This is a genomic window from Chitinophaga sp. sic0106, from assembly GCF_019219075.1.
Lineage (GTDB): Bacteria > Bacteroidota > Bacteroidia > Chitinophagales > Chitinophagaceae > Chitinophaga.
On sequence record NZ_JAHUWJ010000003.1, the window covers coordinates 298,068 to 320,805 of the forward strand.

Annotated in this window: 15 protein-coding genes and 1 tRNA gene; 2 read left to right on the forward strand and 14 right to left on the reverse strand. The window is 45.7% G+C overall.

Annotated elements, in window-relative coordinates:
- Positions 1-28 precede the first annotated feature (28 nt).
- A complete protein-coding gene (locus KW844_RS06250; protein ID WP_218375856.1) occupies positions 29-3,181 on the reverse strand; it encodes a TonB-dependent receptor in 3,153 nt (1,050 codons plus the stop codon).
- A gap of 159 nt (positions 3,182-3,340) precedes the next feature.
- On the opposite strand from KW844_RS06250, the gene KW844_RS06255 reads away from it, so the two are divergent.
- Positions 3,341-4,333, forward strand: coding sequence for a phosphotransferase (locus KW844_RS06255; protein ID WP_218375857.1), 993 nt, complete (start codon positions 3,341-3,343; stop codon positions 4,331-4,333).
- Between the two features lie 362 nt (positions 4,334-4,695).
- On the opposite strand, the gene KW844_RS06260 is transcribed toward KW844_RS06255, so the two are convergent.
- From KW844_RS06260 to KW844_RS06315, 12 genes are all read right to left on the reverse strand, one after another.
- Positions 4,696-5,229 (reverse strand): hypothetical protein, encoded by a 534-nt coding sequence (locus KW844_RS06260; RefSeq protein ID WP_218375858.1) that lies wholly within the window; start codon positions 5,227-5,229, stop codon positions 4,696-4,698.
- Between the two features lie 3 nt (positions 5,230-5,232).
- The gene (locus KW844_RS06265) at positions 5,233-6,543 is read right to left on the reverse strand and encodes an AAA family ATPase (RefSeq protein WP_218375859.1); all 1,311 of its coding nucleotides are present in this window, start codon (positions 6,541-6,543) and stop codon (positions 5,233-5,235) included.
- 233 nt (positions 6,544-6,776) lie between these two features.
- Positions 6,777-6,849: transfer RNA gene (locus KW844_RS06270), tRNA-Lys, on the reverse strand.
- Between the two features lie 199 nt (positions 6,850-7,048).
- The gene (locus KW844_RS06275; RefSeq protein WP_218375860.1) at positions 7,049-7,540 is read right to left on the reverse strand and encodes a DinB family protein; all 492 of its coding nucleotides are present in this window, start codon (positions 7,538-7,540) and stop codon (positions 7,049-7,051) included.
- 186 nt (positions 7,541-7,726) lie between these two features.
- Positions 7,727-9,574 (reverse strand): M1 family metallopeptidase, encoded by a 1,848-nt coding sequence (locus KW844_RS06280; protein WP_218375861.1) that lies wholly within the window; start codon positions 9,572-9,574, stop codon positions 7,727-7,729.
- Positions 9,575-9,633: 59 nt separating this feature from the next.
- On the reverse strand, positions 9,634-11,139 hold the full coding sequence (locus KW844_RS06285; RefSeq protein ID WP_218375862.1) for a right-handed parallel beta-helix repeat-containing protein: 1,506 nt from the start codon (positions 11,137-11,139) through the stop codon (positions 9,634-9,636).
- A gap of 2 nt (positions 11,140-11,141) precedes the next feature.
- Complete coding sequence (locus KW844_RS06290; protein ID WP_218375863.1) at positions 11,142-12,440, reverse strand: IPT/TIG domain-containing protein; 1,299 nt, start codon at positions 12,438-12,440, stop codon at positions 11,142-11,144.
- Positions 12,441-12,471: 31 nt separating this feature from the next.
- Positions 12,472-14,301, reverse strand: coding sequence for a RagB/SusD family nutrient uptake outer membrane protein (locus KW844_RS06295; protein WP_218375864.1), 1,830 nt, complete (start codon positions 14,299-14,301; stop codon positions 12,472-12,474).
- Between the two features lie 18 nt (positions 14,302-14,319).
- Positions 14,320-17,718, reverse strand: a complete 3,399-nt coding sequence (locus KW844_RS06300; RefSeq protein WP_218375865.1) for a TonB-dependent receptor — start codon at positions 17,716-17,718, stop codon at positions 14,320-14,322.
- Between the two features lie 117 nt (positions 17,719-17,835).
- On the reverse strand, positions 17,836-18,957 hold the full coding sequence (locus KW844_RS06305) for a FecR family protein (RefSeq protein ID WP_218375866.1): 1,122 nt from the start codon (positions 18,955-18,957) through the stop codon (positions 17,836-17,838).
- 5 nt (positions 18,958-18,962) lie between these two features.
- A complete protein-coding gene (locus KW844_RS06310; protein WP_218375867.1) occupies positions 18,963-19,496 on the reverse strand; it encodes an RNA polymerase sigma factor in 534 nt (177 codons plus the stop codon).
- 177 nt (positions 19,497-19,673) lie between these two features.
- Entirely contained in the window at positions 19,674-20,588 is a 915-nt protein-coding gene (locus tag KW844_RS06315) for an ABC transporter ATP-binding protein (RefSeq protein ID WP_218375868.1), read from the reverse strand.
- Positions 20,589-20,928: 340 nt separating this feature from the next.
- Here KW844_RS06315 and KW844_RS06320 point away from each other — a divergent pair, with 340 nt between their 5' ends.
- Positions 20,929-21,396, forward strand: coding sequence for a glycine zipper domain-containing protein (locus KW844_RS06320; RefSeq protein ID WP_218375869.1), 468 nt, complete (start codon positions 20,929-20,931; stop codon positions 21,394-21,396).
- Between the two features lie 160 nt (positions 21,397-21,556).
- On the opposite strand, the gene KW844_RS06325 is transcribed toward KW844_RS06320, so the two are convergent.
- Positions 21,557-22,738, reverse strand: coding sequence for a family 16 glycosylhydrolase (locus tag KW844_RS06325; RefSeq protein ID WP_255578249.1), 1,182 nt, complete (start codon positions 22,736-22,738; stop codon positions 21,557-21,559).

A 22,738-nucleotide genomic window follows, 5' to 3' on the forward strand; every position in this document is an offset into this window, starting at 1 on the left:
GCGATAGCCACATCTCTTTACAAAAAGGTTAGAAGAAAAACCTTGCTCCCAGCTGGATCTGATAAGGATCACCACCAGGGTTAGCTACGCCGCTGGTATTAACAGCATAGGTATATGCCCTGACAGCTTCAGATTTGTCAAATGCAGTACCGCGATACAGGGAGGTATTACCGAAGTTATGGCTGGAACCCCATTTCTTATTGAGCATGTTAGCGAAGTTGAATACATCGGCAGACAGCTCAAAACCGCTTTTCCTTGATATTTTGAATTGTTTAGCCAGCCTTAAATCCACGGTGCCGTAGAAGCCGTTGATACCACCATTTCTTTCAGCAATTTTGCCGGTGGACTTCTCCACATATTTTCTGAAGCCAGCATCACCGGCATTCAGGAGTTTCAGCATTCCGTCTCTGAGAGCGGCAGGAGTAGTAGCAGCGTTAGGGTCAAACACATAAGCAAGGTCGTTAGTACCGCTCACGAAGTCCTGGTTGCTGTTTACACCTGACAACAGGCTGTAGCGGGTACCACCGAGGCCGGAGAAACGCACCCCGAATACAAATCCAGCGAAGGTGGGAGATGTACCGTAGAACACTACTTTATGGCGGAACTGCGCGTCGGAATAGGACATTTTGCTCAGGTCACGCGGGTCGCTTGCTACCGGCAAACCTAAAGTAGCACTGTTTGCCACGTTACCGTTGTAGGAAGTATTATCTTTTGAATCGTTCCAGGTATAGCTGGCAGTGAAGTTACCATCTTTATAATAACGGTAGTTCAGGTCGTATACAAAGGTATAGGTATTGTTTTTACCCAGGCTGGTCAGTTCGAGCACCCTGCCAAAAGCAGTGCTCTTTCTGCCATCCAGGTAGTTACCGCTACCACCGCTGGTATTCATCTTATCTAAAGGAATATACACGCCTCTGTTGGCCTCAGCAGGCAAAGTAAAAAATGGTGTTTCAACCATGTTTTTATCTATGTAGAAGTAGTTGTTACGTCCATAGGTAAGGTACGCGGAGATACCCATTCTCAGGCGGCTGGTAATGTATTTGGTATAGTTGATGTTTGCTTTGTACACTACCGGAATTTTAGCATCCGGACCTGTGTAGTTGATCAGCGGTAATTGATACTGTGTAAACGCTGGTACAGTTCCAAGATCCTTTCTGAATGCAGAGAAATCAGGTGAAGGAATGCTTACAGAATTCGAGTTCAGGTTCACCGTACCAAAATGTTTACCATCAAAAGTCAGGTTGTTGATGAGCATGTAGTTGTTGATGTCGGAGCTAAATATACCAGCGCCCACTTTGATGTAGTCGGTATGTTTTTCCTGCACATCCCATGTCAGCTGTAATCTTGGCTGTGTCACAAACGACTTAATGGTGTTATTGGTGCTCAAACCGAGTGCGTTATACAGTTCCTGGTTCAGTGGCGCCTTAGGATAGGTAGCCATGTCAAAACGTAAACCGGCAGTGAGACTTACTCCTTTACCAAGTGTAGTTTGTAACTGACCATAAACACCACCGTTGAAGATGGTAGACACTACGCTAGGATCAGCCACTAAAGGCACTTCGCGGTAGAAAGCATATGGAGTATTGTTCCGGAACGCGTCCATACCTCTGTATACATAGCGACCATTTACCTCGCTACCATACAGTGATTTAGCGTGTGTATACATCAGGTCGATACCGAAGGTATAGTTTACTTTTTCGGTATTGTAATACAGGTTATCCGTGAGTTGGAATACGTTGTTGGTAAAGCCTTCCTGGCCAAAGCGGTGACCACCGATCTGGATATTGGTTGCTTTGGTAGAACCGTCGGATAAAACAGAAGTTACGTTTTCAACGATGGCTCTTGGCAGTGCGCCCGGCAGCTCATCATTTTGTTTGCTGGCCTGCCAGGTATAAAGATGCTGTGCTTTTAACTCGTTGGTTACTTTTGTGCTGATAGTAGAACGCAGGGTCAGCAACAGGCTGTTGTCTCTGTTGAAGTCGTTACCTGCGGATTCATACAGGTTAATAGCAGTATTATCGATCAGTCCCAGTTTGTTGACATCATTGGTATAGTTATCCCTGATAGTCAGGAGGTTTTTATCGTTGATCTGCCAGTCGATACGGAGGAAGCCGGCGTCGGACATACGTTGTTTATTAAACGATCCGTATTGTGCGTGGCTGGACACACCGTATTGGTTTCTGGCGATGCCAACGAAGGTATCCAGTACATTCCTGGTGATATTGTATACCAGCTCATCAGAAGCAGAGCGTACATCAGCGATAACCAGAGAGCGGTTATCTGTCTGGTGATCCCATGCCAGGAAGTAGTGCAGTTTATCTTTAATTAATGGTCCGCCGATGGAACCACCGAACTGGTAAGTAGAATAGTTATTGTTTCTTTTATTACCACGGATATCATAAGGGCTGGATAACCAGTTAGCACGGCCATAGCCGAATACCGAACCGGATACCGTGTTGGTACCGGATTTGGTAACCGCGCTTACGGTACCACCGCCGGACCTGCCGAGGGTCACATCATATTGGTTGGTTACCACTTTAAACTCGCGCACTGCCTCAATGGAGATGGAGTATGGCGCACCACTTCTGGAAGTGGTAGGGCCTGCGGAAGTCGGGTTTTTAGCGGTCATACCATCAATGGTATAGTTGGTACCTGAACCCAGCTGTCCGCCTATACTGGTACCGTTACCGGTCAGTGGCGACAATGCTGCCAGGTTGGAGAAGTTCCTTCCGTTCACCGGCAGGCGGCTGATGTCAGTAGGTGTGATAGTGGTAGCAGCACCCGCGTTTACAATCGCCTTTTTGTTGGAGGTAGAGGTAATGGTCACTGCATCCAGGTTGGATACAGAGGATTCCATGTCGAAGTTTACCTGGAGTGCATCACCCTGGTTCAGACTATAGTCTTGTTTTTTCTGGGAACCAAAACCCATAGCCGACACCGTTATAGTGTATGGACCTCCGAGTGGTAATTGTTTAAAGGTATAGAGACCTTTGGTATTTGACTGGGTTCTGTTGGTAAAACCAGTTGATTCGTTTCTTACTGTGATGGACGCCCCTGGAATCGCAGTACCATCCTTGGCTTTGATCTGACCGTTTAAGTCGGCAAGGGTGGATTGTGCGTGGATGTTGGTTGACGTCAGGATTGCTATCGCAAGATAAAATAGACGGATAAATCTCTTCATTGACAATGAGTGTTTATGCTTAGGGTGCAAAAGTAGAGGGTGCATGTGTTGGGAATATTACGGGGAGGTTAACAAAATATTAACTATTCGTAGGGGCGATGGGGTGAGTGTTTTGAGAATTGCTTTTGACGCGGTAATATTGTAAAATATATCGTTCCTATGTCATTAAATAACACAATATTTCCTGCTGACCGCCTGGCTGATGTGAATGAAGCCTTTGCTGCCGCCTTTGGGGGTGCTGTTATCAGTGAGGCTCAACTGCTGGCAGGCGGCTTGTCTGCTGCTTCCGTATATAAGGTGATCGCCAATGACCGACCATATGTGATGAAACTGGATAAACCGGGAAATAATACTTATGAGCGTATAGCCCTTGCTGCAAAGGCGGGTATTGCCCCTCCCCTGCTTTATAGCAATGCCAGAGCTGGTATTATCATCAGTGAGTTTGTTGAAAATAAACCCATCAGGAGTATTTATAGCGGAGTGGCGCTGGCAGAAAAATTAGCAGTGGCAGTAAAGCAAACTCACGGTATCGCCTATACGGTTCCTGGTGATGATATGAAAGCTACGGTGGATCATATTGTGGAAGGGTTCCGGAGGAGTAATATAATATCAGGGCCTGTTCCGGACGAGTGCATGGCCAAATACGCGGAGCTGAAAAAGGTATACCCCTGGGCAGATACGGATAAGGTATTTAGTCATAACGACCTCAATCCATCTAACATCCTTTGTGACGGTACTGCCATCTGGATCATTGACTGGGATACTGCTTTTTTGAATGACCGCTATGTGGACCTGGCTGGCGTGGCTAACTTTTTTATTCACAGTCCCGAGCAGGAAACTGCGTTCCTTAAAACTTATTTTGGAGAAGTCAGTACTTATCAATCTGCGCGTTTTTACGTTATGCGGCAAATCAGCCGGATGATATATTCGTTGATGATGCTGCAATTGGCGGCTGGGAACAAGCCGGGTACGGTGGATCAGGAAATGGAAGGTATTTTCCTCCAGGATGTGGGGCCGTTGATTGGGTCCGGTAAGTTATCGCTGGCTACGCATGAAGGGCAGCTGATGTACGGGAAAGCGCTGATGAATGAGGCGGTGGCGCAGATGCGGAGTGGGCGGTTTGAGGAGGCGCTGGGGAGGTTGGGGAGTTGAGTTTGATATGAATGACTATACAGAGTGATGGTACCTATTTGTAGATTCGTGGGTCTCTTTATAGTCCTTTTTCATTATTTAACGGGAGCCATCGCCAAGCCAAAACAAAGGTAAAATTTTCCAAAAAAGGTATGTAATTTAGGACCTACGCCTATTTTAATAAAAGTCAAAACGACATTTAAATACCTAAGTAATAATGCGCAAACGATATTTCTTCTTTCTCCTCTTCTTCATTTCAAACGCACTAACAGCACAACAACCAGTGCCGGTGAAACCGAGGATACTGGTGAGCACGGATCAGTAAGGAAAGTAGGAGTGCGATGTTCCTAGAGTTGCACGACAGGTTAATAGGCATGGACTCTTTAAAACTCAATGACATTACCTTCTTCTAACCTGACACCATATTTTTCCAGAAATATTGCTTTCTGAGAGTTTGATGACGCTCTTGTAGGATAAACATCCTTACGTTTGAAGCAGATAATAGCCCCTGCTTCATAATCCTTACAGTCCACACCACTTTCTTGAAATGACTCAATGGTGGCTGCAAGTTGTTCAACCGCTTTTATTCTTTTTGCATTTCTGCCACCAGCACTACTCCACTTGATCTCCACAAAAAATAATTTGGTTGTGGAATACAACACACAGTCACATTTTTGAACATTATCTGCAAAAAGGCATTTGTCAGTTTTTATAAATCCCACTTCAGCACAAGCTGGATTTGATACTACCAGCTGATGATCTTCATTTTCTTCTACGATTTGAACTGGCTGATTATCATCCGCATAATAAACGTAAAATTTCGGAGTTGTCAATGTATGGTAAGAGCTTTTCAAGCTACAATTGGAGATTGCTAAGTGCTTGCAGTCTCCATAACATGATTTCAGGAGAGCTTCCATTTTTTATTGTGCTAGGTCCATTAATGCATCAAAATCATCCGCTAATTTATCGGATGCACTGTCGATGTAATTTTCTCTAATAAGGCCTGTTTCCCGATCAAAAATTGATTCTGCCTGGCCGTTACAGATTTGGTAGGCAGTGAAGTAATAGGGATTAATTTCCGCTGAAACAATTTTATTCACTTCACTTTCTAAATTTGAATTACTCATAAACTCATCAGATTCTATATGATTTCTTTTCACCTTATTGGCATAAAGAAGATTATTTAGAGCTGAAAGTATATAAGGACTGTGAGTGGTGTACGTGTGTATGGTTCCATAGTCTTCCCAATATGGCTCCTTTCTCGAAGATTCTAATTTTTTAATTAGCTCATACTGGGCTATTGGAAATAAATTTAATTCAGGTTCCTCTATCACAAAGGACCGATGACCAGCAGAAGCCTTATGTGAAAGAATTGGAATCAATACCGGTAATACACTTTGAATTCCAGATGCGGCCTCAGTTAATTTGATACTGTGGTTGTCATCAGTAAAAATTCTAGCTTCCCCATTAACATCTTTATAGATTAAGTTTTTTTGTAAAAAACCTAAATCTATATTTTTAATGGATGATTTTTCCACCTCTGCCCCAAATGCTAATATATGCTTGGGTATAGGTACATTGTTCAATAATAGATTTAAGGATGAATTCTTTATTATATTGATGAAGTTTCTTTCTGCTGGAATATATACTGCGGCATTTGTACTTAGGTTGGCCTCAATCTCTTTAATTATTTCTACAATTCGGTGGAATTGGGATTCTGTTAAAGTGATAGTGTCAAGGATAGTAAGAAATGAAGCTGTTGATTCAAAATCAATATCTAATATGTCATGAACACGAAAATTAAACCATATAAATTTTTCGACTAAATTTTTTACCTCGTAAAGAATCGCCTTTTGATTTTCTTGAAAATCTGTTTTATACTGTTCCAATTGCTCTATGCGTTTTAGGAGCAATGGCTCATAATTTATCATTCCATCTCTATAGCTTATATTATGTAACTCTGATTGAAATTCAATCTCAGTATCTGCTCTAAGAAATGATGAAATATTGTATTCTTCCAACACTCCTTCAAAATACATATGACCCTGGCTTGCACCCTCCAAGACTATATTCCACTTAAAAAACTTCCTTGGAGCTTTTAAGATGGTATATATTTTCGCCAACGCACTTTTTCCACTGGCCTGAGGGCCAATAAAAACATTGACATTCCTCAGATCTAAATCTACAAATTCAATCGGCCCAAAATTCCTAACAATAAGTCTGGATTGCATACAAGATCAAATTTTACTGTAAATTACGGAACTTAAGATAGAAATAAACCAATAATACTACTTTAATCTCCGGATACTTTACCAGGTTAAACAATGTGCCTATACTTTTGTAAAACAAGCATCAAACCAGCGTAAACAATCATCCATTTCTCAAGTGCTTGATGAATGAAAATTGTCCCAAAACAAAAAAGCCATCAAATCCTTCGATTTAAATGGCTTAATTCTTTATCCAGTGATCCCGCTGGGACTCGAACCCAGGGCCCATACATTAAAAGTGTATTGCTCTACCAACTGAGCTACGGAATCATTCCCGTTTGTTTGTTTCGGGATTGCAAAGATAGAAAAATATTCATTCTTACAAAATTTAAATAACAATTTTATTTTACAAAATTACAAAACCAGCCACCATAGCCGGTTTCAAGACATAAAAAAATTTACAAATTTGCGTATATACATATACGTGAGTAGGGTAATGCTGCGCCCGTGCAACATTACCCTGCTTCCTTTAGTTCTCATCTGCACTTGGCCCATAGCTGCCCGGAATAGGAACATCCAGCAAGCGCAGATCATAACCTAATTGTGCACGGTGATGTATGATCTGCCCGAAAACCATACGTATCACCTCATATTTACTACTTGTACTCCAGATCTGATCTCCACTGCGCATCGTCCAGGTTTTCTGCAGATCAGCTTCCGTTGCCTTCGATAACGCCTCCTCTCCTTTTTGTAATTCCTCCTCAAAAAATGCCACCAGCTCCGCATTGGTAGGTATCACACGCGGCTCATATTTCTCTTCCTCAAAATTCAGTTCCTCCGTATTTAATACCATCGGTATCCAGCCCGGTACCTCCGCCAGATGCGTCGCCAGCCGGCCCATCGACATACTCTTTTCATGAGGCTTATAGTCAAACTTGCCATCAGGTACACGTTGCAGCATCTTGCGTGTGGTGGCGGACTCCGTCTTCAGCTCCGTCAGGAGTAGTTCAATGATATTCATAGTTGCTTTGTTTTGTTGATACAAAGTAATAATGGGGAAGTGACAACCCTATGTCAGCAGGTATAACAAATATTTTAAAAAATGTTTGATCAGGTTCCTCATTTGAATCAGACCTTAGGTCTGATTCAAATGAGGAAGGGGGACCGGGCTTACCACCCAATCCCCCTTCCTCATAAAAATAGTTCATTACTTACTCACATTATCTTCCGGTGTAGCATCCATATACAAACCACCCTCTACCCTTACACTACGTAACTTTTCCGGAACCGGCAACGTCAGCACCTGCTGGTTCTTTTCCCACACCGCAGGCGTATAATGCTTACGCACTTCCTTACCAGCCGCATCGGTAACTACCAGGTCAAACGGAATAGCAAAACCACCCACATTGCGGATAGTCACCGTTTTCCCCTTTACTGATTCCACCGCCAGGTCTATATAGTTATTGGTGAAAAACCAGTTGTGCCAAAACCAGTTCAGGTTCTTACCTGAACCTGTGTTGAAGCTGTTGAAGAAATCCCATGGAATAGGATGCTTACCATTCCACGTTTGCATATAATGATGTAATGATTTTTTAAATAACGCATCCCCCAACAGGTCTTTTACCGCCAGGTATGCCAGCGAAGCCTTACCATAAGAGTTGCTGCCATAGCCCATGCCACTCACCTGGGTGGACATAGATATAACCGGCTGATCCTCCTCTGTACTCGGATCTCCTATATAACGCTTTACCCTGAACTTCTTGTAAAAATCATCGGCAGACGCTTTACCCTTCTCTGCAATTCGGATCAGGTATTCAAAGGTGGTTGCCCAACCCTCATCCATAAAAGCATAGCGGGTTTCATTAATACCCATGTAAAAAGGGAAATAGGTATGTGCCATCTCATGGTCCTGCAGCAACTGCGCAAAGTCCAGGTCTCCCACATTACCATCATTCACCATCATCGGATATTCCATGTCGGCATAGCCCTGGAAAGCCGTCATCACCGGATAAGGATATGCAATGCCCGGCCAGTGGTTAGAGAACCAGCCCAGCGCATACCGGCCAAACTCCACTGATTTGCGGAAGTCGGCAGCCGTATCATTATAGGCCGCCTGCATGCTCGCCCTGCGACCCGTAGCCGTGTCCAGCAGCGCGCTGCCCGCATCCCATACATAGTGATTACTCACCCCATAGGTCACATCCACAATATGGTTCACCGCAAACTTCCAGGTGTTCCAGTCCCGTTGTGCCGTTACTTTGCCAGCCAGCATATCCTGCAACGTCGCAATCTGCATCGTTTTGTCGGCCACATAACTTTCTTTCAAACGCTGCGCTACCGCAGGTTGCAGCACTTCAGCACCATTCAGCAGATCACCGGTACCCCATACCACAAAATTCTTGGGTACGGTAACCGCTACGGTATAATCATTGAAATCATTATAGAATTCTGCCCGGTCAGTATGAGGAATATCATCCCAGCCATTGTAATCATCATACACGGCTATACGGGGATAAGCATAGGCTAGGAATGCAGTGGTACTGTCGATCATCCCTTCACGACCACTCTCCTTTGACAAGTCATAATGCCAGCTGATCTCAATCTTGGCACTATCGCGCGCCACCAGCGGGCGAGGTAAACGGATATTCCCAGCTGTACCTACGTCATTATTGAATTTCAGCTCCTGACCATTGTACACAAATTTATCGATCACCATGCCGCTGTCCAGGAAGTCCATACTATGATAACCGGAGCGGGGAGCCTGGTATTTATGCAGATTGGTGTTCATCCGGATACATAAATGTTTCAGCGTATCCGGGCTGTTGTTGACATACAAAATGGTTTCAGTACCTGTAACGGTACGGGATGGAGGCGCCAGCTTCATCTGAATATCATAGCGACCCTTGTTCTGCCAGTAATTTTGCCCGGGACGGCCACTCAAATCCCTGGTTTTGGCGCTATAAGCATGGCGGATATTACGGGGCATATATAACTGCTGGGCAACTACGTTGTAACTACTCCACATCGCTGCCAGCAATAAAAGGTATTTTCTCATAAGCCGAATTTTAACCTGACGAACTTCGGGAAAAATACCGGCTTTTGCAAACCTGTTCTTTATAACTGGTGTGCACCAATGGTTAAACGGCCACCACTTTTACGGGCATGCCCATCAATATCCAGCGTTCCTACTATGGAATCATGCAGCATATATGCTCCATCTCCTGCCGGTGAGCCCGGCTGGAGATGCAAATCAGGCGTGGTAGTATTTACCAGCATCGGATTCATGCCATACACGGCCGCATTATCCTGCCCAGCCCCCGCCTGCCAGATTGCCATCGTGGTATAAGGCACCCCATTCCATATCCATTGAGGGGAACCGGTAGTATAATACAGGTTATGATTAACCACATTCCCACTGCCGGTGCTGGTATATTTATGAAAGAAAACATCCACCGGACGGGCATACACAAGATTATTCATCACCACATTATCAAAACACAATTCGGTCATCCTCAACTCCCCTTCTATTTCTGAAAATGCACCTGGCTCACGGTTATTCATAAACAATGTATTATTCACCACATAACAATTGCGTGTACCTCCGGAAGTATAATTGAGATAACCACCCAGGTAAATGCCCGTTCTCCAACAATTGTAAACGAAATTATTTCTTACTTTACAATGGCTCGTAGGAAAGGCGTCCGTTTCACTCACAATGCCAATCCCCCTGTCTGCATCATGCACACGGTTTCGCTCCACAATAATGTTCCTGGCGCCATCTACGTATATCCCTATCGCTCCATGGCCATGCACCCCACCAATAGGACCCCTCGTCATGTCGATATTATACAGCTCATTTTCGGTAATCCAACCATTCCTGGCATAGTTCAGTGCTGGTGTAGGATTAGCAGCATAGCCACCAGCAGCATCTATCCCAATATTTTCGGTATTATAAATGGTATTGCCGCGAATAATAAACCCATCTACATATCCATTAATGGTGAGGTTTTCGCTATACCCGGTTTTAGTGTCATGGATGATATTTTCTTCTACCAAAATATCCTTCACCACCTCCGCTGTATTGCCAATGATCAGTATACCATGGCCACCACGCCCCTGATCCGGTGCTACATTATGTTCAATATTATACACCTTGTTTTTACGGAGGGTGATATTTTTACTGCCATTGTTTACCACAATACCATTCACCTCTGTCCCGGGGGTGTTACTTTTCAGGTTGCAAAAGTCAATACCGGCAATGGTTACATTCCTCGCTCCACTGATGGTAAGTATACTGGTACCGGCCGAAACAAGGTAGCCGGACATGTCTACCACCGGTTGCTCCTGCGGCATCGCCATGATGACAATATCTGATTTGCTGATAACAATAATTTCCGAAAAACTGCCATCCCGCAAAAACAGGGTATCGCCAGGTTTCATTTTTGAAACTGCGGCACTGATGGACTTCAGCGGATGTTTCAAATCGCCTGTTGCTGCATCGTTACCCTGTGGCGATGCATACCAGGCCGTCATTTGTGGTTTAATCACCGCACCAGTTAAATCTGGTTTTCCTGCGGTACAACCGGCTATCACAGCAATAAGGAGTAGTCTGCCAATCATAGTTATTCTGAAATTATTTTTCTGATAGCATTGTTATTTTTATCCAACACATACACAGTCCCGTTTTTATCCACAGTAATGCCGAGCGGCCCATTAAATGCTGCCGCCTGACCCATGCCATTGGAAAATCCTGCGCTGCCTCCACCTGCATAAGTGCTCACAGCGGCATCTGTAGCGCTGATAAACCGGATGCTCTGATCAGGATTAGCACCTGCATTAATATTCCCATTTCCTGCAACATACAGGTTACCTTGTACATCCGCAGCAATGCTCCATGGCGCAGAAAATTTAGCACTTGCCGCCGTACCATCTGCATAACCGGCAATCCCCTTTTGCCCGGCCACAGCAGCAGCAGTCCAGGAGGTAGCGCTGTATTTCTGAATATAATGGTCATCATTACAGGAAATAAACAGATTGCCCTGCTGATCGAAAGTTATACCACCGGGTTTAGGCAGCTGCGTGATCACATCGGTCTGGGAAAAATCTGCATTTACCCGGTATAGCGTAGCACCGGGAGATGCACTGGTGTAATACAGTTGTCCGGTGGATTTGTCTGTTGCAATAAACCAGGGCTCCGACTTCCCCCAGGCAATGGTAGTTGCTTCTCCGTCAGGCGTGATCTTGCGGATATCCCAGTTGCCAGGATCTACCGTGTAGAGGTTAGATTGTGCATCAATGGTAATGCCATAAGGGAGAGAAAACTTTGCACTTTTTCCTTTACCATCCGCATAACCGCTGGCATCGGGATTCCCGGCCAGGAGGGTCACATTCCCGGCGGAATCAATTTTACGGATACAATGATTGCCTACATCTGTCACATAAACATTCAAATCATCGTCAGCTACAATTCCAGCCCCGCGATACCAGCCTTCTCCATTAAAATTAAACATGGCTTCCGAACCCTTTCCGTTGGCATAGCCGGCTTTACCATTGCCGGCGATAGTCGTAACCGTTCTTGTAAATATGTAATTAAAAATATCCTTGCTGACAATACTGTCGTTGCCCACTCGCACCACCACTTTTCCTGACCCGCAGCGTTTAGGCACTATCGCCATCAGTTGGTTCATGCCGGTATTAATCACCACACACCGCTTTCCGTTAATGGTAACTGTAACCTGTGAGGTATCTGCGGCGAAGTTGGTGCCTGTAATCAATATCTCTGTAGTGGCACCGCCGGTTTCAGGAAGGAACCTTGCTATCGTCATTGCACTTCCGCTCAGGTGTTGACGACTGTCTTCTTTCTTGCAGCCTGTTGAAAACACCAATAGCATCAGTAGCAGCGTATAATAATGTTTAGTCATTTTGCTTGCTGATTTGGGTGAGATGAATAGTTTACCATCCTGGATTCTGCACCAGGGCTCGATCACGCTCGATGTCCTGCTGCTGGATCGGGAACAGGTACATACGGTTATCCCAGGTACGTTTCTGGAAAAGGGTGCGTTTATAGAAGTCCGTAAACGCAAACCCCTGACCGTTATCATTAGCATAGGTATTGAGGCCGTATATGGTTTGATTTTCCGGATTTCCCAGCAACAACCGACGCACCAGCGTAAAATAACGGTCGCCCTCAAAACAAAGCTCTACCTGGCGTTCACGCAGGATATGCTTTCTCATTTTTTCTGTATTCCCTACGGCGTCAGGATATACTGTGGCTATACCCGGTAGTCCGGCACGGGCACGCACCATATCCAGGTAGGTGGGGATATCCGGATTTCCGGGATCAGATTCATTGAGCGCTTCCACATAATCCAGTAATATTTCCGCATAACGGAGTACTATATACGGCGTGGGATTGGAAACGGCATCCTGGCGGATATTATCATTCGGGCTTACCCGCTTTAGCGGCAGGTAGCCGGTGATATTGCTCGTACCGGCCGATTTCTGTCCTGACTTACCATTATAATAAAACTCGATTCTTCCTCTGCCATCCAGGTTATTGTCTGAAGAGAAGAAATTTTTATCATCTACTGTGCGGGCAGGTAATACAGAACGCCCGTTGTATGCAATAAACGCATAAAAACGCGGCTCCCTGTTTGCATACATACTCCAGTCCCCCTGCTTCTGCTCCCAGTCATTCGCACCGTTTTGCTGTACAAAACCCGTCTCCGTATATCCGGACGCGGGATCATCAATCGTCCTCCCGTTGTTCATGGCAAAGGCATCTACCACGTTTTGGGTGGCATTATACATATTATATCCACCAGGTCCGGGAGAAACACATTTCGTATAGCCCCACGTGTTCCAGGTTACCACACCAAAAATTGTTTCTACATTCCATGGGGTAAGATGAACATTCCTGACAGACAAATAAGGATTAAAACGGGTATCTCCGTTTTCCAGGTTAGTATACAGCCGGTAAAAACCGGAGTCTATAACGGCTTTAGCAGCCGCTGCGGCCAGTCTCCAACGGTTCACATCATAGCTGGCAGACGCCAGATTTGTTCCATCCTGATTCTTAAAACCTGCAAATGCAGGATTGCCATTCCATAACGGACTGGCTGCCAGTTGCATCACCTTTGCCTTTATGGCCATGCATATGCCTTTGTTTGCCCTGCCAAGGTTAGCAGTGTTATCCCATCTTCCAGGCAGCAGCGCCGATGCTTTATTCATCAATCCTACTATCGTAGCCACACAGGTATCAAATGGTGCGCGGGGGTAAACATTAAAGTTTTCATTCTGGCTGATCGCCTGTGTAAGGTTTACAAATGGCCCGTACTGCCGCAGCAACAGCCAGTAATAATATCCCCGGAGGAAATAGTTCTCTCCTTTGTATTGCTGCTTCAGTTCATTGCTCAATTGATTGGCAGGAACTCTATCTATATTTTCTTCAAATACAAAAGTCTTGCGGATGGCGGTATACCAGCCGCTCCAGTAATAGCCGTGCCAGTCCGCCGGGCTCCAGCTTCCCCCTACCATTTGCCGCACTGCCGTAGTAGGTATGGCCACGGATGTTTCGTCTGATGCACCTACGGAAGCATAGTCGTCCCCGTTTGCATAATGAATATAGCCGTAAACGTTATATAGGTAAGCCTCTGCATTGGCGCGGGTTTCCCATATCTGCTCTTCCGTTAACAGGTTGTCAGGCTTTTTATCGAGGTACTTACTGCACGATCCCAGCAGCAACAGTATTGCCAGTAAAGCGATGAGTTTATATGATTTCATAACAAGCAGCTTTAAGTTTTAGAATTGCGCACGTACACCTACTGTCACGGTTCTTGCGAATGGATATTTTGCACCGTTGGCTCCCAGCTCCGGGTCCCAGAGTTTAAATTTGCTTAGCGTAAAGAGGTTGGTACCTGTAATGTAGGTAGTCAGGTTACTCACACCTTTCTTTTTCATGGCTGGCGTAATAATGGTATAGCTAAGTGTAGCCTGCTTCAGGCGCATGAAACTGCCGTCACGTATCCAGTGGGAACTGCTCACGTAATTATTATCGCTGGTATTAGCTACGGTAAGTCGCGGATAGGTAGCATCCTGTCTTGGATTTTCTTTTGTCCACCGGTCTTCCAATGCCGTCAGTACGTTGGCGGGATACTGTCCCATTCCGGCAAATGGAATTACCCCCACTCCACTGGCACCCCAATCACTGAAACTCACTGCCGAACCATTAGCCATAATGGCAACATCTGCTACACCTGCGAACACGGTCGACAACTCCCACTTTTTAACGCCAAGCGTAAAGCCGTATCCATAGGACCACAGCGGGAAACTTGTTTTGCCAAGATAGGTCTGGTCGCCTGCATCTATTTTTCCGTCTGCATTCAGGTCCATATACTTAATATCTCCAGGGTGCAACTGACGCAACTGGGCAGGGCTTTTATCTATTTCTTCCTGGGAATTAAAATAACCTTGTGCTAAATAGCCATATTGCTCTCCGTTCATATGCCCTTCAAACTGCTGATAAGGATAGATGGCCACGGGCCTGTCCGCATATATCACTTTATTACGGGCGTAGGTGATATTTCCAAACAAGCGCAGACTAACGTTCTTGCCTATACGATCTATGTATTCAAAGCTGGCATCCACACCTTTATTAACCATTTCACCCATATTGGCAAATATTTGTGCATCACCGTATCCTGCAACAGGAGAAATGGTACCTCGCTGCACCAGGATGTTATTGCGATGATCCTGGAAATAGTCAGCAATAATGGTAAACTTATTGAGCAGCCCCACTTCCAGGCCTATATCCGTTTTAGCCGATTTTTCCCAGGTGAGATTTTCCGTACCGAATACAGTGGCGGCTATACCGCTATTCCATTTGGGGGTAGCGCCAAAAGAGATACCTCCTGAATTATCGATATAGGTAAGATAGCCGAAGCGGTTATTATCTGCCAGCTGGTCATTACCAGTCATACCATAGGATGCACGCAGCTTAAACAGGTTAAATGTATGTGTAGCGGGTTGAAAGAACTCCTCCTTGGAAATCACCCAACCTGCTGACGCTGCCGGGAAATAGCCCCAGCGCTGGCCTTTCTCAAAATTTTCTGAACCGGTAGCGCCCATATTGAGTTCGGCCAGGTATTTATCTTTAAAGGAATAGGTAACCCTGGCAGCCATATTTTGATTACGGAAAGGAATGGCTAGTTTCAAACCGGGTGCGGTACCAATGACCCGGTTCCTGAGACTTCCCACCAACAGGCCGCCAACAGTGTGGTTACCGAAATTGCGGTCATAGTTGAGGTTACCTTCAATATACATCACACGCTCCCCCGCTGAGCCGGTGGAATAGCCAAGGTAAGTATTGCCGGTGCGGGTACGTTCATAGATCAGGTTACCGTTTTCATCGCGTCCACCCGCATACCACAGGTCATTATATCCGGGGCGACTGGTATTAAACTCACCATAGGTATCAAATGAAAAACGACCGGTAGCGCTGAGCCCTTTGGTAAGTGCATCCAGCCGTTGCGTTACAGACACCACCGATTGAACGCTGGGTTTAAATTCTGTACTGTATCCTGAATTTTGCACGAGATTAAATGGGTTAACCCCGCCGTTATTGCGGGGCCCCGCCCATTTATTGTCCGGATATGCCACCGGAAAGGCAATCGGGTTGGTAGCATAGGCCGCATACCATATCCCCCCGGCGGGGTTACCCGGATAACGGCTGTTAACCAACATCGCGGCAATGTTGAGTGATAATACGGTCGTTTTGGTCACGTTCATATCCAAGTTGCTCCTGAAGTCGTACCGCTTGAAATTCAGGTTGGGATTATAACCATTTACTTTCGACACATTGTACTGTCCATCCTGGTTATAAAAAGACATGGACACATAATAACGCATCGATTCCCCGCCGCCACTAACGTTTACATTGGCATTGGTCATAGCAGTCCAATCCTTATAAACCCTGTCCAGCCAGTTCACATTGGGGTAAATATACGGATCGAGACCAGAGGCTGTTTTTTCAATAATTTCCTCAGAATAGGCAGGTGTTTCACCGGCATTTGTTTTTGCTTCATTGTAGAGGTTCATATAGGTAACACCATCTACCATTTGCGGTTTTTGTGTAAGTCCACTCCAGCCTGTTTCTGTTTTTGCAGAGATTTTAGGCGTACCGGCCACCCCACGTTTGGTGGTGATGATCAGTACGCCGTTAGCGCCTTTAGCGCCATACACTGCGGTAGCAGAGGCATCTTTCAGCAAGGAGATGCTGGCTACATCTTCCGGATCGATATTATTAAAGGCGCCACCAAAGCTGCTGTTGATGTCGCTGCGTTGCACCCCGTCAACAATGATTAAAGGGGAAGTGCTGCCGGTGAAGGTACCTATCCCGCGGATGGTAAACTGGGGGTTATCGTAACCGGGTTCACCACCGGCGCTCTGCATGGAAATCACACCGGCCACCTTGCCTGCCAGGGCGTTGGTGAGGGAAGGTACGGGGGTACGCATATCGGCCATATTAACGGTAGACACGGCGCCGGTTACAGTCACCTTACGCTGGTTACCAAAACCCACAACTACCACCTCGTTCAGCTTATCTACCTTTTCGGTAAGCGTCACCTTCAGTGTGCGGCGTTGACCTACCTGCACTTCTTCCGGGTTCATACCTACCATGGCTATACGAATTACACTGCTTTTATTGACCGGCAGTGTAAATACTCCCAGCGGATCGGTCACCATTCCTTTGCCGGTACCTACTATGCTTACCGTGGCGCCGGGGATCGCCCCTCCGTTTACATCCATTACCTGCCCGCGCAGCGACCACTCGTCCGACTGAGGCACAGTAGCTGAAGGCACGGGCACTTTTTTGTCCAGCACAATACGATTGCGCTGTACGCCGTAGGTGATATTCCTTTCTTTAAACAGGAACTCCAATACCTGCGGCAACGGGGTGTTGTGAAAGTCGACACTCACCTCTTCATTATCATTCAGCAACTGGTTACTATATACCATCGTCAGCTTTGTTTGCTTGCGGATAGCACTGAATACCTGGAGTAGTGACAGGTGTTTACCGGAGAGCGTCACTGTACGCTCATTGATGTTGGTTGCGTCTTGTGCCTGCAACTGCTGCAGCGGTATAAAGCATAGCAGCAATAGGGCTGTGCAGCGCATCCACCCGAGGATGATCTTTTTCATCGCGGAATAGTTTAGTGATGTGAATCAGCCTAACTACACGAAAAAATCAAATCGGGTGACAAGAATAAAAATATTTTTTTAGGGAGATGGAAAGATTGTTTGGAAAGAAGGAAGCGCCTATTTCAGGGTAATCTCATTGTTATGAATGGTATAGGATATGTTACCGGTTATTTTGAGATCGGAAAGAAAATCTTCCAGGCTATTGCGTTTCATAAGACCGGTAAAGGATTGCTGTAATAATTGTTGGTTCGCAATGGTAAACTCCAGACCGTAAAACCTGGAAGCTACGCCTGCAAGCTCCCGGAGGTTCATGCTATGATAATAGCAGGTGCCTTCCAGCCATGCCAGCACCTCTTCTTCGTCAAACGACTGTACACTAAAGCTGTTACCATCATACAATGCCTGCCTGCCCGGTTGCAGCAATTGCTGCACGGTATGTTGACGGTTATGCACCATCACACGGCCACTGGTAAGGGATGTTTGTACGTTAGCAGAAGAATAGGTATTAATATTAAATGCAGTACCCAGCACATCTATATCATTTAGTGCAGTATGCACTACAAACGGACGTTGGGGATCTTTGGCTATTTTAAAATATGCTTCTCCATCGAGGTATATTTCGCGGGAGCCACCTGAAAAATGAAATGGAAATTTAAGGGTGGTCGCAGCATTCAGCCATACTTCCGAACCATCTGATAATACAATTTTGTATTGCTGACCGGCTGGTACTGTCAGGGAATTCTGTGCAGTATCCGCGGAGGTATAACTCATGCCCCCTGCGTGCGAGGATATAACGGCGTTGCCTATACGTAAAACGTGGGCACTATCAGACGGGTCGAGCGTAATCACCTCCCCGTTTCTTGTTTGTAAACGGATAGGAACCTTTTCTGCTACGGCAAGCGTATTTAACTGCCGGTGAACAGGATTGTTCCGGTACAGGTACCATGCCGCCCCCATGGCGATGCTTACCATAATTGCTGCTGCCGCTACCATCCGCACATATTGCATCCGGACCCTGTGCTTACGCCGCTGATGGTTTAGTAACAGTGCCTGCTGGGTATCCATGCGTTGCACAAAATCCTCCAGATTCAACGCAGCGCCCTCCTGCTCCAGCTCTCGCCAGGCAGCGGAAAAGGCCGCATCTGTACGCAATTTTTCGCTGATCAGTTGCTGCTCCTCCGGGGTGGCATTCCCGGAAAAATGTGTGATATATAATTGGAGGATACTATCTCTGTCCATGGCGGTTATTTCTGGATAATAGCATGACGTAAAAGTTTTAATCCCCGCCTGAGATGCGTTTTAAGGGAGTTAAGGCTGATGCCCATTTCATCGGCAGCCTCCTGGTAGCGCTTTCCCTGCAGGTATACCATCTGTATCGCTGCTCTTTTCTGACAGGTCATTTCATCGAGGGTGGCATTTAACTGGCAGGAATAGTCCGGTGCTTTTTCATGGACAATATCCGCATCTTCCTGGAGCTGGCTGAATACAGCCTGTTTTTCCCGTTGAGCCTTCTGATACCTGAGATGATTCAGGCAACGGTTTTTTACTGCCTGGAAAAGGTATCCTTTTACATCACCTTCCAAATTTAAGTATAATTTCTTATCCCAAACATGCAGGAAAAACGATTGCACCAGGTCCTGTGATTCTTCCTCATTACGGATATACCAATGGGCGTTCAGACAAAGCATTTCATAATACTTTGTAAACAAGGAATCGAATGCGGCACTATCACCCGCCCTCAACCCCTCCAAAATTTCGGAATCTGGCTGCTTATGCATGGAATACTGGCACTGATAAAATTACAGGTGGTTACGCCTGCTACTTTGGTTGACTATTGCAAATCACGGTATCCTGGCAGTTTTCACTGTTCTTGTTGGTTTTTCCTGCTGCCTTCCGCCAGATTAAGGTAAAAATATTAAATCAGATTTTCAGTTTTTTTTATAAACCCCTGTGTACTATAATATTTTGATAGTTACGTCCTGCCCTTGTTTAACGGTGCCTGCATGGAAGCTGGCCCGTAATTGTTCCTCCCCGGTGTCTAACAATGCCTCCTCATGGGAACCAAAATATTTTACGGCAACAACGGTAGCATTAATGCCCTTTCCTTTAGTCAGTACAATATTTTCAGGGCGTACAAATTTTATTTTTCCTTTCAGGGAGACTTTATTGAATTTGCCAAACAAGGCCGCGCAGTAATCATCAGCCGGTTCAAGGTACACCTCCTGTGGTGTCCCGTCCTGCACAATTTCCCCCGCACGCATAATCAGGATGCGATCGGCCCACGATAATACATCCAGTGGATCATGGGAAGTGAGGATACAGGTGATGGACAGCTCACTGGCTACATCAGCAATCACATCTTTGAGTTGTTGTTTATGAATCATATCCAGGTTGGAATAGGGCTCATCAAGCACCAGCAGCTGCGGTGCGGTGGTCAGCAGTCTTGCCAGCGCTACGCGCTGGCGCTCCCCTCCGGATATCTGGTCGTTCTTTCTTTTAAAGAGATGGGTAATACGGCATACCTCGTATACATGCATGGCATCTTCGTCAACGAGCTTGTTGTCGCGCTCCAGGATTTCCTCCACGCGGAAGTTATTGCGCAGTTCAAAGTGCTGCGATAAATACGCAATCCCCGGATGACCCGGTAAAAGCACTTCCAGCGGCCCCTTTACCCTGGTACCGTTGAAACGCACTGTTCCCTCGTCTGTTTGTATAAGGCCGGAAATAATCTTCAATAAGGTACTCTTACCTGAGCCGGTGGCCCCGGCAATGGCCAGCTGCTGAAACTGCGGCTGTATAAAGTTGATATCCTTTAATATAGGCTGGTCCTGTAACTTTTTGCTGATTCCGCTTACCTCAATAAAATTCATAATGCCGCATTATTGATTAAAAAGAAGGCGTAAAGGTATTCAAAATGCAGTAAACTACTTGTTTTTCTTGGGTTTGACGTAGCAATAGATCCTACGAACTCACGAGTTTTATCCTTGTTCAAAAATCACTCAGTTAACATTCTCCAAACGCATAAGAATAAACGAAAATATATTACATTTGCGTCCCTATATAAGCTGCTCAAATCAATTAAAAAGAGTTTAACAATACAGATTATATATATAAAGAATTAATAACCATATTCTTACAATTAACAAATAATTTAATGGCATGCTTTTTGCCTATTTACTATCACTATCACGTAACTAAATACTACAACATATGCGTATAACTCTCATAGCCGTTACTGCGGCTGTAGCACTTTTTTCGTGCAAAAGCCAGCCCGACCAGGCAGCTATTGAGGAAGCAAAGAAAATGACTATTGATTCTATCAACAACGTCAACCTTGCTAAACAACAGGTAATTGATTCCATGAACCAGGTTGGCAAAAAACGTGGAAAAGGTGCAAGCGAAAGCGGGTATTCTCCTGCTGAATACACAGCTCCTGCCGATGGAACCACAGCAGCGGCAGCTCCTGCTGAAACCAAGAAAAAGAAAGGCTTTAGCTCATGGAGCCACACCGCCAAAGGTGCCGTTGTAGGCGCTGGTGCTGGTGCTGTTACCGGAGCAGTAGTCAACAAAAATGACCGTGTTAAAGGCGCCGCTCTTGGTACCCTCATCGGTGCAGGCGTAGGTGCCGGTACCGGCGCGATCGTCGATCACGCGAAAAAGAAGAAAGAACAGCAGTAATTTCTTTTTCCATTCATAAGGTTAGATTTAAGCGAAAAGGTGGGCATTGGTCCACCTTTTTATTTTACTCCATTTGAGTCTGCCCGATGGCAAGATCCAAACTCCATTAAACAGAAAAGCCACGCTAGAAAGCGTGGCCTGATACATCACCCAAAAATAACTAGATATGAAAGGCTTCCCAGCCTCCAATCGCAGTACGGTTGCAAGTCATTGCCTGTGTCCCGTTTTCCGATGACACGTACCTGCCATTATTGCCCCGCAGCGATATGGTGCCGTCAGCATTCACCACCCAGTCAAACTTTTCCCAGTCGCCAATAGTGGTGCGATTACAAGTAACCGGATTGACGCCGTTTTCTGACGAAACATATTTTCCCATAGACTGTAGTGCCACCTTTCCGCCACCGGCATCCACCACGGTAAACTGCTCCCAGGCCTGAGCGGTCGCACGGGTACAGGTCATCGCCTGCGTACCGTTCTCCCCACTTACATAAGCATTGTTAAAGCCCCGTAGCGTAATAGTTTGCCCAATTGGGGTGGACGTTTGCGTCAGGGAATACACACGTACATAGTCTACATACATACTTGCCGGCAGCTTACTCTCATCCACGGTCTGACCCGGGAAATCACCTGCCACAGCAAGATTTAATATTATAAAGAACGGATTATGGAACTCCTCGGTACTGTTAATATTGTTCAGAATATTCGCTGTCGCAAACTGAACATTGTCGATGTACCAGCGGATACTGCTCGCATCCCACTCTATCGCATACACGTGGTAATTTTCCGGTGTAGTCGTGGTGGTGCCGCCGTAGGACACATGTCCGTTAGCATCCCAGTGGATCGTACCATACATGGTATTGGCGGTATTGACCCGCTCCATAATATCAATTTCCCCGCATTTGGGCCATCCTACCGAACCGATGTTGTTACCCAGCATCCAGAAGGCTGGCCATAAACCCTGACCGGAAGGCAGCTTGATACTGGCTTCTATACGGCCATACTTTACGCTGAAATGTCCCGAAGTATTCAAACGGGCAGAGGTATACGGCATCCCGCCCACACTTTGCTTCCTCGCAGTAATCACCAGGTTGCCATTTGCTACGCTGGCATTGGCCGCCTGATAATATTGTTTCTCATTATTTACGTTTGGACCTATTTCAAAATTCCAGTTGTTGGTATTTACACCGGAACCATTGAACTCATCAGACCAAACGAGTACGGCTTCTGTAGCAGCTTTAGCTTTACTATCGACAGGCTGCTGTGTTTTATTTTCATGGTCCTTTGAACAGGACATCAGGGCCAGCATTACGCATACGCCCACGTGGAATGGATTTGCTTTCAT